The sequence below is a fragment of the Sphingorhabdus sp. Alg231-15 genome (genome assembly GCF_900149705.1).
In the GTDB taxonomy this organism is placed as follows: domain Bacteria; phylum Pseudomonadota; class Alphaproteobacteria; order Sphingomonadales; family Sphingomonadaceae; genus Parasphingorhabdus.
In genome coordinates this window covers 2,217,126-2,230,905 of sequence record NZ_LT703001.1, presented here as the reverse complement: position 1 = coordinate 2,230,905, position 13,780 = coordinate 2,217,126, and the positions used below count along the sequence as shown (strand labels likewise).

10 protein-coding genes are annotated in these 13,780 nt (G+C 55.1%); 4 read left to right on the top strand and 6 right to left on the bottom strand.

Annotated elements, in window-relative coordinates; all coding sequences use genetic code 11:
• Positions 1–191 precede the first annotated feature (191 nt).
• From DG177_RS10925 to DG177_RS10915, 3 genes are all read left to right on the top strand, one after another.
• On the top strand, positions 192–1,034 hold the full coding sequence (locus DG177_RS10925) for a molecular chaperone (protein ID WP_337658742.1): 843 nt from the start codon (positions 192–194) through the stop codon (positions 1,032–1,034).
• A 54-nt stretch (positions 1,035–1,088) separates the two neighbouring features.
• Positions 1,089–3,848: a carboxypeptidase-like regulatory domain-containing protein gene (locus DG177_RS10920; protein WP_108811504.1), complete on the top strand. Its 2,760-nt coding sequence runs from the start codon at positions 1,089–1,091 to the stop codon at positions 3,846–3,848.
• A gap of 76 nt (positions 3,849–3,924) precedes the next feature.
• Positions 3,925–4,815, top strand: coding sequence for an alpha/beta fold hydrolase (locus tag DG177_RS10915; protein WP_108811503.1), 891 nt, complete (start codon positions 3,925–3,927; stop codon positions 4,813–4,815).
• Between the two features lie 19 nt (positions 4,816–4,834).
• Here the strand turns inward: DG177_RS10915 and DG177_RS10910 are convergent, their stop codons facing one another.
• Positions 4,835–5,743, bottom strand: a complete 909-nt coding sequence (locus tag DG177_RS10910) for a diacylglycerol kinase family protein (protein WP_108811502.1) — start codon at positions 5,741–5,743, stop codon at positions 4,835–4,837.
• Positions 5,744–5,835: 92 nt separating this feature from the next.
• Between DG177_RS10910 and DG177_RS10905 the strand changes: the two genes are divergently transcribed.
• Positions 5,836–6,927, top strand: a complete 1,092-nt coding sequence (locus DG177_RS10905; RefSeq protein WP_337658741.1) for an NAD(P)/FAD-dependent oxidoreductase — start codon at positions 5,836–5,838, stop codon at positions 6,925–6,927.
• Here DG177_RS10905 and DG177_RS10900 read toward each other — a convergent pair.
• The 5 genes from DG177_RS10900 to DG177_RS10880 all read right to left on the bottom strand — a co-directional run bounded on the left by DG177_RS10900 (position 6,924) and on the right by DG177_RS10880 (position 13,778).
• Positions 6,924–8,564 (bottom strand): acyl-CoA synthetase, encoded by a 1,641-nt coding sequence (locus DG177_RS10900; RefSeq protein ID WP_337658740.1) that lies wholly within the window; start codon positions 8,562–8,564, stop codon positions 6,924–6,926. The genes DG177_RS10905 and DG177_RS10900 overlap by 4 nt on opposite strands.
• A gap of 72 nt (positions 8,565–8,636) precedes the next feature.
• The gene (locus DG177_RS10895) at positions 8,637–9,455 is read right to left on the bottom strand and encodes a TIGR03084 family metal-binding protein (RefSeq protein ID WP_337658739.1); all 819 of its coding nucleotides are present in this window, start codon (positions 9,453–9,455) and stop codon (positions 8,637–8,639) included.
• Positions 9,452–10,609 carry a CoA transferase gene (locus tag DG177_RS10890; RefSeq protein ID WP_108811499.1) on the bottom strand — a complete coding sequence of 386 codons (1,158 nt, stop codon included), beginning with the start codon at positions 10,607–10,609 and terminating at the stop codon, positions 9,452–9,454. Before DG177_RS10890 ends, DG177_RS10895 begins: the two co-directional genes overlap by 4 nt.
• A 14-nt stretch (positions 10,610–10,623) precedes the next feature.
• Positions 10,624–11,766, bottom strand: coding sequence for a nitronate monooxygenase (locus DG177_RS10885; RefSeq protein WP_108811498.1), 1,143 nt, complete (start codon positions 11,764–11,766; stop codon positions 10,624–10,626).
• Positions 11,766–13,778: an ATP-binding protein gene (locus tag DG177_RS10880; protein WP_108811497.1), complete on the bottom strand. Its 2,013-nt coding sequence runs from the start codon at positions 13,776–13,778 to the stop codon at positions 11,766–11,768. Before DG177_RS10880 ends, DG177_RS10885 begins: the two co-directional genes overlap by 1 nt.
• Between the last annotated feature and the right edge of the window lie 2 nt (positions 13,779–13,780).

Genomic DNA, 13,780 nt, shown 5'->3' with positions numbered 1-13,780 from the left:
GAAGCCCGTCCGCGACCTTGGTTGCGGGCGGGTTCTTTTTTGGGTCGACCACCTTCCAGGCGAGAACCCTCCATGCGTATATAATTGATGTGGTTAGCGCTTTGGTAACCCTCTTTCGGCATAGTGATGGGTGTGGGGATATGCGCGGGAAACCGTCTGTCCGGACGACCAGTATTTAACCGGAGAAAAAGATGACAATCAGGGGTCTGAGACGACTGAGTAAAACATGTGTTGGTTTGGGATTGGCTGCTGCTGCGCTTATCCTCCCGCAAATGCCAGCACAGGCTGCAGGAGATCTTCTGGTTGCTCCCACGCGAATCATCCTCGATGGTCAACGTGGTACAGAGATTATTCTGAATAATATAGGCGCAGAAACAGCCACTTATCGGATTTCCATGGAGCTTCGCCGGATGACGGCAGAAGGCCGTTTAACGGATGTCAGCCCTGAAGAAGCTAATGAGCTTGAGCGCGCTGCAAAAGAGATGATCCGCTATGCACCGCGCCGCGTGACTTTGCCACCGAATCAGCCGCAAGCGATTCGTCTTGGCGTTAGGGCGCCTAAAGACCTGCCAGATGGCGAATATCGCGTACATCTTCTGTTCCGGGCCGTTCCCAAAGCGATATCGGTTGTCGATCAAGTGCAGCAGGAAGATGGCTTCTCCATAGCACTGACTCCCATCTATGGTGTAACCATTCCGGTTATTATTCGCCAAGGTGAATTGAAGGCTACTGCCGCTATTGCCAATGCGCGTATCGAACAAGGCGAAGAAGGTCCGGCGTTTGTCTTTGATCTGAGCCGCACCGGAAATCGTTCCACATATGGTGAGATCCGGGTGAAGAAGCAGGGCCAGAATGAACCGTTGTTGTTGGTCCGCGGTGTCGCCGTCTATCCGGAGATAAGTCAACGGAAAGTATCCCTACAGGTACCAGCCGAAGTGGTTGCCCAGTTGAAGGGGCCGCTTTCCATAGAATATTACGAACCGAGAAATATCGGCGGTGGATTAATCACCAAGACCGATTTGGTTCTCAGATAGTATAGGTATTACAACAATTTAGGCTGACGTCAGACCGCTATGCAGCCGAAATAAATGATGAAACAGCAACTCTCCATATACTATCAGCGGTTAAAGTCGCTGGTATCAGCCGCAGGGGTCACCATGATCCCGGCGGCTTTGCTGTTTCTTCTGACACCGTTCATGGCATCGGCCGCCCATGCCCAGAGCAGCTGGACGGCCAATGATGATGACGCGCTGCTTTTCGATTTGCGGTCGGGTAAATATCGCCTGGGCGATGGTGTAAGGGGTTATCAGACCGACAAGGGCATTTGCGCCGACTTCGCCGATGTGATCATGGCCTTTGATGTACCTATTAGGTTGGACAAAAAGTCGCGCCGCGCAACTGGCTGGGTATTTGCAGAACGCGAAACACTAATCGTTGAGCGTGACAGTGACACGGTACAAAAGGTGAACAGCACCAAAAAACTGTCGCCTGGCGAGATTTACGATACGCCGGAAGGCTGGTGTGTCGATGTCAAAACGCTTTCAAATTGGTTTGATATCGAATTACGGCCTGATTTGTCCAACGCGCTGCTAATCGTTGAAACAGAACGGAAATTGCCATTTCAAAAGGCTTTGGAACGTAAGGAACGGGCCGCAAAAATTCGGCCTCGGCGGAATTTTGACCTTTCGAGCCTGCCACAATCGACCGAGCCCTATAAATTCTGGCGAACACCATCGGTTGATGCGGTGGTTTCAGCTGGCGGCCTGCGCGATAAGCGGTCCGGGCAGGAACTGGACGTGCGCTACGAGCTATTTGCCTCTGGTGAGGTGGGTAAGGCGTCTTTCGATGCCCGTTTATCGTCTGATGACAAGGGTGTGCCCGAAAGTCTGCGGCTCAGAGCCTATCGCACCGATCCCAAAGGGGAACTTCTGGGCCCGCTAAAGGCGACTCATGTCGCTGTTGGCGATGTCTCGACCTTTTCTACTCCGCTCGTGTCGCAAAGTGCGGCCGGACGGGGTGCGATCATCACCAATCGGCCAGTGGATCGGCCCGATAATTTTGACCGGACAAGCTTTCGTGGTGAATTGCCAGCTGGCTGGGACGCCGAACTGTATCGCAATGGCCAATTGCTGGCTTTTGCAGAAAACCGGTCCGATGGCCGCTATGAATTTATCGACGTTCCGCTGCTCTATGGTCAGAATCGCTTTGAAGTTGTGCTTTATGGCCCGCAAGGCCAGATCCGCCGAGACAGCAAGTCCGTTCCGGTGGGGCTGGATTCGATCCCGCCACGCAAAACCTATTATTGGGCCGGTGGACAAGAGGCTGGAAAAGACCTGATCAGCTTCAACGCCCTGGAAAACCTTCAGCAGGCCGGTTGGCGCGGCGGATTTGGCGTGGAACGCGGGCTCAATGCCAAAACATCGGTGGCCGCTTCCCTGTTCAGCCTGCAGCTGGACGGACAGCGGCGCAACTATATCGAAGGATCGGTCCGCCGCGCTGTCGGACCGACCTTGGTCGAGCTTTCGGCCTCGTCCGCCTTTGATCAAGGTACGGCATTCCGCGCCCAATTGCTTGGCGAACTGGGCAATAGCTTCATCACCGCCGAAACCATATGGGCACAGGGTGGTTTCCGGTCAGACCGCATCGAACAAAACGTGAACGGAAAGCACAGCCTCTCGGTGGATCACAACTTCAAGCTAGGCAGTAAGATCCTACCTTTTCATATCGATGCGCAATATGAAACGCGCACGGATGGCCGGTCTTCGCTGGATGTTACCAGCAGAGCATCGTTGAATTTGCGACGATTTTCGCTGACCGGCGAGTTGAAATGGGAAAAACAGTTTACCGATATCGGAAGCATCCCTGATCGGATCGAAGCGCGATTGCTCGCCAACGGGCGGATTGCCGGCGTGCGGCTGCGCGGCGAAGCGACCTATCGGCTTGCTCCGGAAAAACGTTTCGAAAGGGTTAATTTCACCGGCGAATGGCGCGCTGGCGATCGTGCGGATTGGCGCGCGGAGCTTGGCTATGATGTTGGTCTGGATCGCGGCCGTGCCGCCCTCGGGATCATCCGCCGGTTTGATAAATTCTCGCTGACGGCCAGCGCGGAGGCAGCAACTGATGGCTCAGTGGCGGCGGGATTGAATCTCGCATTCAGTTTCGGCCCGGATCCGCGTAACGGAAAATTCCGCTTCTCGAACAACAAGCTTGCCAATAGCGGTCAGGCGCTGGCCATTGTTTATCGCGACAAAAACCGAGATGGAAAGCGACAACCCGATGAAGAGCTGGTCGAAAATGTCGAACTGACCGCCGGGCAGTCGACTGCGCTGACGCCGACGGATGCCGGAGGGCGGTCGATTATCGATAATCTGCAACCGTTCCGGCCTGTTCTGATTGGTATTGATGCCGGAAGCTTGCCAGACCCGTATGTCCAGCCTGCAATTCCCGGCGTTGTCATAACGCCTCGACCCGGCATTGCCGCCACGGTTGAACTGCCGCTGGTCAGCGCCGGCGAAGTGGAAGGCACTTTGATGCGCGAAGGTGGTGCAATCCTGGCCGGGGTCGGGCTGGAACTATTGGATGTTGAAGGGCGCGTCACCCATAGTACACAAAGCGAATTTGATGGCTTCTTCCTGTTTGAAGGTGTGCCTTACGGTGCCTATCAGCTCCGGATTCAGGCGCTGTCCGCACAGGCCATCGAGGTTACGCCGGTTCTCAACATTCGCGCAATGGTGGATGATGATAATCAGGTCGCCAAGCTTGGTGCGGTTGTCGCGCAGTCTGGTGCGGTGATGGCAAATCTGGGCGGTGTTCCAACCGGCGCACCCGGCGGCGCGCCTGAACCCTGATCCTGTCTTGTGCGTTTGGGCGGTTCTGCTAAGCTTTCGGGCTATTTGAACATATCACATAAATCAGGATCAAAGCATGCAAGTCACCGCCAACGGTATCAATATTGAAGTGGAAGATCATGGCAATGCTGGTGATCCGGCGATCCTTCTCATCATGGGATATGGGACGCAGCTCATTGCCTGGCCAATGGATTTCGTGAATGGATTGGTGGAATCGGGTTTCCGGGTTGTCGCTTTTGACAATCGTGACGTTGGCCTCTCCTACAAATGCGATGGCGTATCGGCACCTGGCCCGATTCGGCAGATGTTCACCAAACGGTTTTTCCCCAGCCAGAATCTGGCACCCTATAATCTCAGCGATATGGCCAAAGATGCCATTGGCGTATTGGATGCGCTTGAAATTGAAAAAGCGCATATTGTCGGCGCATCAATGGGCGGCATGATCGGACAATTGGTGGCTGCGGATCACGAAGACCGCGTTATGTCCCTGACCCCGATTATGTCTTCAACCAACGCACCTGGACTGCCCGGAGCTGATCCATTGGTCCGCAAGGGATTGATTCAATCTGCCCGCGCCAAAGCCTCGACCCTGGAGGAAGCCCTAACTGTGGGCATGGCCTTTTCCTCCATCATTGCATCGGAAGAGGGGCGAGCGAGAGAAGAAGAACGCCGCGCGCTCATGAAAATTGCGCTGGAACGCAGCTTTTATCCCGCTGGCCGGCAGCGACAAATGGCGGCGATTATTGAGACCGGTAATTTGCGGCCCAAAGCGCAAGCGATATCGGTTCCGACCATGGTTATTCATGGAACGGCCGACCCACTTATCCCCCATCCTTGCGGCGAAGATATTGCCGCCAATGTCAATAATGCCCGGCTTGAGCTGGTAGACGGCATGGGTCACGATCTGCCTCCGAGCAAATTGCCGATCATGGTCGAAATGATTGCGGAGCATTGCAGCGCCGCGTGACCATTTATAACCCGCGGCTCTAGTCGTCTAGCGGCAGGCAATATTCCATCTCATGATCCGTCATCATGATCTGATGCGGAGCAACCTCCATACTATCTCCATCCTCTTGAAAAAATTGATTATTTATCAACTGCGCTGCAGCCTGGATGGTCAGGGATCGAGCGCGAAGGGGCCGAGCAAAGGAAAGGTTTTCGGGATCTCTACCGCGCGCGATGGAGAGCATGAAACGGATGAAATGCCAACGGCTGGCTCGCGACAATGCAATGAGATGAAAATGATCATCACCCATGCCGGCTTCCGGTGTCAGGGTCCAAGGTCCGGCAAAATATCGCCCCTTGGCTATGTAAAAGGCTTCGCATGTCAGATTATGTTCTGATCCGTCCACTGTCGTAACATCCAGCGTAAATTGTTGGCGCGGCCAGCGCATAAAGAGTTTGGCAAAGGACCACGCATAGGCGGTACGACCAATTTTCTTCTTGAGTTCGGGGGAATGATTGGCAACCGCGACCCCATCGGGTCCGGCGCTGAGGCAGGCGGCGAAAGGTCCGTGATTGCTGCGTGCGACCGGTTCCTTTAACCGCGCCTCCGATCCCGCGAGATAGCCACGCATCACTTCACTGGCAAATTGCTCCGGCTCTGAGGCATAGCCAATTTCGCGCGCCACCAAATTCACGGTGCCAGCGGGGAAAATACAAATCGGTGTTTTCAATCCGCTATTCTGCATGGCGGCGATTACCAGGCGTAGTGTACCATCACCACCGGAGACGCAGATAAGGTCGCTATCCCTGGCCAGCTCCATACTGCCATCAATTTCCGTGATACCCTTGACCACCTTGGCACCACAGGCTTCAAAGGCCTGCGCAAGCACGCCGAGGCGCAATTCATGATGGGTGCCAGATGCTGGATTGTGGATTAGTTGAACATGCATTGATCGGACATGGCGATATATTTCCTGCGGCGTCAATGGTGAAGCGGGAATAGTCTTGTCTATCGCCGGAAAACCAATCTATGAATCACGCCATGACCAAAAAAATCACAATCATTGGTGGCGGTTACGCCGGAACGATGTTGGCCAGGGAGCTGGATCAGCATGCGGATATCAGCTTGATCGAACCGCGCGAAAAATGGGTGCATAATGTCGCGATGATCCGGGCGATGGCACGGCCGGAGTTGCTCGACGAAATCGTAATCTCCTATGAAGGCCTGCTGAAAAAGGGTAAAATTGTCCGTGGCCGCGTGGCTTCGATTGATGGCAATGATGCGATACTGGAAGATGGAACGGCAATTTCCGGAGACATGATCATCATCGCCACGGGGTCGACTTATGCGGCGCCATTTAAAATGCAGGGCGATGATGAAGCGAGCTTTCTGGCTAAAGCGAAGCGGGTGATCACGCAAATCGACAAGGCCAAAAATATCGCGATCGTTGGCGCTGGTGCAGTGGGCAGCGAGCTTGCTGGCGAACTGGCATTTGCGCGGCCAGAGAAAAATATCACACTGATTGCGGCCGATGATAGTCTGTTCCCCGGCTATCCAATCAAGCTCGGCCGATCGATGCAGCGCCAATTGGGCGAACTCGGTGTGAAGGTTCGCTTGGGCGAGCGGATCAAGAAATTGAAACAGACGGATGGGCCGTTTGTTCCAACCAAAAACAAGATAAAATTATCCGATGGTTTCCCGATTGATGCCGATCTGGTGATTCCGGTCATTGGTGCAAGGCCGGTGGCGGACCTATTGCAGAAACTGGCAGATGTGACCTTTGATGATCAGGGCCGCGCAAAGGTGGACGGCTGGCTCCGGCCCACAGCCAATCCCGATCTGTTTGTCGTAGGCGATATTGCCAGCACCGGTGATACGATGACGATTGTCGGGTTGACGCGTCAGGTGGGTTGGCTGAAAAAAGCCATTAAGGCACATCTGCGCGGTAAACCGATTGCGGATATGAAGCCTTATAAACCGTGGCCCAAGCCATTGATATTATTGCCCTTGGGACCAGATAAAGGCGCCAGCGCGCTGCCTTTTGGCGTGACCGGTCCGTTTCTAACCTCTGCGATCAAAGGCAAAAAACTGTTTATCCCGCGCTATCATCGGGAATTTGACTGGCAGCCCTAAGCGGCGACCAGATCGAGCATTTCCAGTGCCAGATTTTTGGCGTCCTTGTAGCCGGGTTTGCCATTGGCCGCCCGCGGCACATCATCGACGACAAGAAACGCGCGCGGCGTTTTATAGTCGGCGAGTATGCCATGAACATGATCATAAAGGGCCGTCTCATCCAGGGCTTGCCCATTGGCCAGTGAGAGCACCGCCGTCACTTTCTCGCCAAAGCGATCATCTGGCACGCCAACGACCAGACAGTCATAAACACTGTCATGGGTCTTGAGCGCTTCCTCCACCTCTTCAGGGAAGATCTTCTCGCCGCCGCTATTGATGCAGACCGAACCACGGCCCAGCAAGGTGACACTGCCATCGGCTTCAACCGTCGCGAAATCACCGGGGATCGAATAGCGCACGCCGTCAAAGGTCTTGAACGTTTCGGCGCTCTTTTTCTCATCTTTATAATAGCCGATCGGAACCATCCCGCCATTGCAGATCATGCCGATCTCGCCGGAACCCGGCTGAATCTCTTTTCCGTCTTCGGTCAGGATCTTGGTCGTGTCGGCCATATCAAAGCTTGCGGTTTTGACAATCTGGCTGTTCTCGCGAGTCATGACAGATGCCCCCATGCTGCCTTCGGTCGAACCCATGCTGTCGACAATTACCATTTCAATATGGTCGAGCAGGCCTTGTTTGACTTCGGAAGACCACATCACGCCGGATGATCCCATCATCTGCACCGATTCCAGGTCATAGGGATTGCCGGCTTCCTTTGCTTCGTTAAGCGCGGCCAGCATCGGTTTGGCAAATACGTCACCAACAATCGTAAGGTCGGTGACTTTCTCATCATCCGCCAGTTTCCAAAGGCCATGCGGATCAAAATTCCTGTTGTTGAACAGGATGACGCAGCCGCCCAAGGCGTGTGGGATCATCGCGCCAATCCACATGCCGGTGCCGTGCATGATCGGGCAAGCGGGGATGGCGCGGCTGGTAGCGCCAGCTGCATGGAGCGCCTGAACCAATGGGCCAAATCCTGCGGCGCCTTCGGGCAGAGCCATTTCCCGCATCTCAAAGCCCTTGGTGAACAAGGCGCTGGAAAATGTCTGATGGTCATACATCACGCCTTTCGGCATGCCGGTGGTCCCGCCTGTATAGAGCATATAAAGATCCTCGCCGGAGCGCGGGATGATCGGCATCGGATCAGCAGCGTTCAAGGCGGTTTCATAATCGACAGCGCCGTCGAGATGCTCGCCGGAACCATCGTCAATTTCCAGGAAAAGCTTCACATGTTCCAGTTGATCTTTGATGGCCGCGACACGAGGGGCGAATTGGGCGTGATATACCAAGGCTTCGCTATCACTGTTGTTGATGACATGAGTCAGCTCTGCTTCGAGATATCGATAATTGACATTCACTGGACAAATACGCGCTTTGAAGGCGGCAAATTGCGCTTCCATATATTCGGCACAATTATAGGCGTAGATGGAGAGTTTCGCGCCGGGCTTCAGGCCGTGATCGGTGTAGACCTGAGCGAGCCGCGCTGCGCGCTGTTCATATTCTGACCAGTTATAGCGCTTGGCGCCTTCCACAATTGCAGGTTTATCAGGAATTGCCTGGGCAATATTTTCCCAGATATCGGCCATTTGCCAGCTCATCGAATCTCTCCTTTTTCTTTTGAACATAGCCGGAAAAGGGCCCAATTCAATAGATAGACCCGATAGATATATTCACCCTGTCTTGATAGAACGGGCTCCTGGCGCTGGCGGGGTTTCCGCACCACCAGCAAAACATTGGGCAATGGCCATCCACCGGGTTGCGTTTGGACCGGTCACTTTTAAGCCCGTGTCAGCAATATTGCGAGACTGAGTGACTACTTGGCAAAACTCCTCAGCCAAACCCTCGATGCGCTCGTCTTTGCTTTCATCGCCATAGTCCCAAGTCGCACCGGATGGAGCGGTCAGTTTCAGATAAGGTACTGGCTGCGGGGCTTCTTCGCTATTCACTTTGAACGTCCAGCCATAGGTGTTGAGGCCGATCATCACGATATTGCGGATGCGGTCTGCATTTTCGCGTTTGAGGCCGAGCACATCATAAATGGCCTGCGCATGCGACCAGTTTTCCATCAAGCGCGCAGTAATTGACGAGCGTACGCTCATGGACGGGCCCGCCCACTCCACCCGCATCGCTGGATCAGCAGCGCCAAATTCGGGCGCCATTTTCTGATAGAAGTCGCGCCAGGTTTTGACGAGATCCGCGCCGGATAGATTATCGAGATAGTCTGCCTCAAAAAAGCGCATCGACGTCTGGCCCTTTTTTGCGTTCTCTTTCATCGCGGCCATCGCCTCTTTGAAAAAGGCGTGGAATTTTTCCGGTTCTGCCAGCGACCAATAAGCGGCCATGTTCCAGATATGCAGATGGCGGAGGATCGCATTAATTGTCCAGTTCTTGAAGCCGGTTTCCTGCTCCATCTCTTCGTCGGAAAGATTTTGGACGAGCGCATATATCGCTTCACTTTCGTCCAGAAAATCCTGTGCCTGATCCATCATGATTTCATTCCCATTTCCTGCAATATCTGTTCGCTATGTTCGCCAAGCGCTGGGCTTGGCCCTGTGGCTGGCAGTTTCTGGCCATTTATATGTACTGGTGAAGCGGCATTGTGGATCGTGCCAAGCAGCGGATGGTCTTGTTCCTCAAACGCTTCTATTGCCAAAATCTGAGCATGCGATTTCACATGATCAAGCGTCAGACAGGGCGCGGCCGGTACATCGCCCTTCGTCAGACCAGCGATCATTGTTTCGGTATCATGGCGCGGCGGCTCGCTAGAAACAATCTGCGCGAGCTCGGCCATATGCATGCTGCGATTTTCAAGGCCCTGATATTTTTCTTCAGACTTTAAATCTTCGCGGCCGACCATTTCGAACACGACTTGCCAATGCGCGTCGCTCATCGCGGCATAGGCAATCGCGCCATCGGTGGTGCGCAGTGGCATCTGATAATAGTCCGCAAAGGGTGCGGCATGGATCGCATCTTCATCCATCAAAGTCAGATGCATACCGCCGTCGGGCCAGAGAAAGGCAATGCAGCTGGCGAGCATGGACAGATCAATATGCTGTCCCTCGCCAGTCCGCTCGCGGGCAAATAATGCCGCGGTGATGGCCTGCGCGGCGGTATAGGCGGTAAGCTTGTCGCAGAGCAAAGTCTTCACATAGGCAAAACCATCAGGATGGCCCTGCGTCCCCATGAAACCCGCCATGGCCTGCATGACATGATCATAGGCGGGACGCTCCGCCATCGGACCCTCGCGGCCAAAGCCGGTAATGGCGCAATAGATTAAAGCCGGTTTTTCGGCGCGCAGACTTTCGCTGTCGAGGCCAAGGCGCTGCATCACGCCGGGGCGATAATTGTGGATCACAATATCGGCATCGAGACAAAGCTTGCGAGCGGTGGCAACGCCCTCTTTGCTTTTCAGGTCCAGCGTGATCGAGCGCTTGGCGCGATTGCAATTGTTGAACAGACCGGAGATGCTGTCTTTCCGACTGCCGAGCCAGCGCATCGGATCACCAATGCCGGGGGGCTCCACCTTGATGACGTCTGCCCCTTGCTGCGCAAACATCATAGTGGCGAGGGACGCGGTGATCATCGTTGAAAATTCAACGACCTTAATCCCGGCCAGCGGCTGCCGTGCTGTCACCTCTACCATATTGTCTCCCGGGTTTATTCTTCCAGATTGGCGGCGAGCCTTTCATAGGCGGCGATAAAATCTTCCTTGAAACCCTGCACAACCTGCGCTGTCGACATCGGTTGGTTCATTAGTCCCACGCCCTGTCCGACCCAATAGGTGGCGAGATCTTTCGCGCCCTGATTGTCGCCTTGGCTCAGTTTGTCGATAGACCGGAGCGGTGGTTCTGCAACTAATGATTGTAACGGCATAGCTAGCGGCGTGGGTGCATCTTCTGCTTCCCAAGCATCGGTCCATGGAGAGCGCAATTGCCGCGACGGCTTGCCGGTACGAGACCGAGCCCGAACCGTATCACGCGACGTCGCGCTGAGCATTTTTTCCTTCACGACGGGATTGGTTTCAGCCTCTGCCGTGGTCAGCCAGACTGATCCGCACCATACGCCGCTTGCGCCCATGGCCATGGCGGCGGCCATTTGGGATCCAGTGGCGATACCGCCCGCTGCCAGCACAGGTGTATCATCGCCCATATCGCGCAAGGCATTACAGACTTCGGGGATCAATACCATGGTGGCGACATCTCCAGTATGGCCGCCTGCTTCGCCGCCTACCGCGATCAGGATATCGACACCCACAGCGACCTGGCTCATCGCATGTTCTTTGGTGCCAATCAGGGCTGCGACCGGCACGCCATGCTGGCGGCCCATATCGGTCATAACCTGTGGTGGGATGCCCAACGCATTGGCAATCAGCTTGATCGGATGGCGAAAAGCAACTTCCAACAGCGCTCCCGCATTACCACCACGCAGATTGTCAGCGCCCACGGCATGTTCCCGGCGCAGCTCTTCCAGGTCGCCGGGATCGACGCCATGACGCGCCATTATGTCTTTGGAAAATTGCTTATGTTCGTCCGGAACCATCGCCAGCGTGGTGTCGACATCGATTTGCTCGCCTTTGCCCTCGACCTTATTCGGGACAATGATGTCGAGGCCGTAAGGCTTGCCATCGACATGGGCGTCGATCCAGCTCAGCTCCTCTTCCAGCGTTTCGGGTGTGCAGTTGACGCCGCCGAAAACCCCCATGCCGCCTGCTCTCGAAACGGCAGCAACAACGTCCCGGCAATGGCTGAAAGCGACCAGCGGAAATTCGATTCCCAGCATGTCGCAAATCGGATTTTTCATTATGCGTCGTCCTCTTCATCGGCCTCATCGGCGGCAATTTCCATGATCAGATCATCGGCCGCAATCTGATTCCCTGCTGCAGCCGCAACCGTTTCAACCGTGCCGTCAATCTCTGCCAATATCTCATGCTGCATCTTCATCGCCTCGAGCACCGCCAGCTTGTCGCCTTTTGCCACAGCCGCGCCCTGCTCGACGAGTATCTCAAGTAATAGTCCGTGCATCGGTGCAACGACAGTGCCGCCGCCTGCCATATCTTCCATGGCGCTGAGCCCGGTCATGTCGGTGACCGACAGCGAGCGGTTCGGTAAAGCAAGATGCAGGTGGCGGCCATCGGCATGGAAAATCGCCTCGACCGTTCGGCCATCGACGCGCAGTTTCGCAGTTTCTCCCGTGATCGAGAGCAGTTCCGCCTGCGCTTCCTGTCCTGCGCCTTCCACATGATAATGGCCGGGCTGGCGGACATGGACGTGGATGATACCGTCCGTCTCGGTTGCCTCAGCCAGTTTTGCATATTGGGTAACGGTCGTCAGGTCCGCCGTGCTTGACCAATCCAGCATTTCCGGATTGACGTTGAGCGCCAGTTTATGGGCCGCAGTTTGGCGCAATTTATGTTGCAGTACCGCAGCAATCGCAAAAGTGGTGAAGTCATGCGCACCGAGATCAACACCTTCTTCGCCATAATTTTCGGCGATGAAAGCGGTGGTCGCCTGGCCATCGATAAAAGCCTGCCTGCCGAGCGCGTCAATCAGGAAGTCACGATTGGTTTTCGGACCGAAAAGGGCGGTTTCGGCTAGTGCTCCGACCATCTGCCGTCGGGCATCTTCGCGGGTCGCTCCATAGGTGATGATCTTCGCGACCATGCTGTCGTAAAAAGGCGAAACCTCGCCGCCCGTGGCAATGCCGCTATCAACACGGGCATGGGCGGAAGGATACCATAGATCGATATGGCCGGTGCTGGGCAGGAAATCATCAGATGGGTCTTCCGCGTAGAGCCGGACTTCCATTGCGTGGCCAGTCAACGTGATATCCTCTTGGCTGAGCCCCAGTTTGTCGCCTTGCGCGACTTTGAGTTGCAGTGCGACGAGATCAAGTCCGGTAATTTCTTCGGTCACGGGATGCTCGACTTGCAGGCGCGTATTCATCTCGAGGAAATAGAAGCTACCGGACTGATCGAGGAGAAATTCGACCGTACCGGCGCCGCGATAATCAACCGCACGGGCAGCTTCTACCGCTGCTGCGCCCATTTCGACGCGCAGCTCTTCAGTCATCACCGGGCAGGGCGCTTCTTCGATTACCTTCTGATGGCGCCGCTGAACCGAGCAATCGCGCTCGCCGAGATGGATCGTGGTGCCATGGCTATCGGCAAAAACCTGAATCTCGACATGACGCGGTTTGATGATCGCTTTTTCAAGGATCAGTTCTCCGTTTCCGAATGCATTTTCCGCCTCTGATCGCGCGAGTTTAATCGCATTGGGAACTTCACTTTGATCATGGACCAGGCGCATGCCACGGCCACCGCCACCCGCGGCGGCCTTGACCATCAAGGGCACACCGATTTTTTCGGCTTCTGCAATCAGGGTCGTGTCGGATTGATCGTCATCCTGATAGCCCGGGACGCAAGGGACGCCGGCCTCAATCATCGCGCGCTTCGAACGCGCCTTGTCACCCATCACATCGATGGCTTTTTCCGGTGGCCCGACAAAGATGATATCGGCATCAGCGCAGGCTTGCGAGAAAGCAGCATTTTCAGACAAGAATCCATAGCCGGGATGCACGGCATCGGCGCCGCTATCTTTCGCGGCTTCAATGATCTTGTCGATCAGCAGATAAGATTCGTTGACCGGCGCGGGCCCGATACGCACCGCGTCATCCGCCATGCGGACATGGGGGGCATCGGCATCGGCATCAGAATAGACGGCAACGGTTCTGATCCCCTGGGCTTTCGCCGTGCGCATGACCCGGCAAGCAATTTCGCCGCGATTGGCAACAAGGAGGGTGGATATTTGTGTCATCT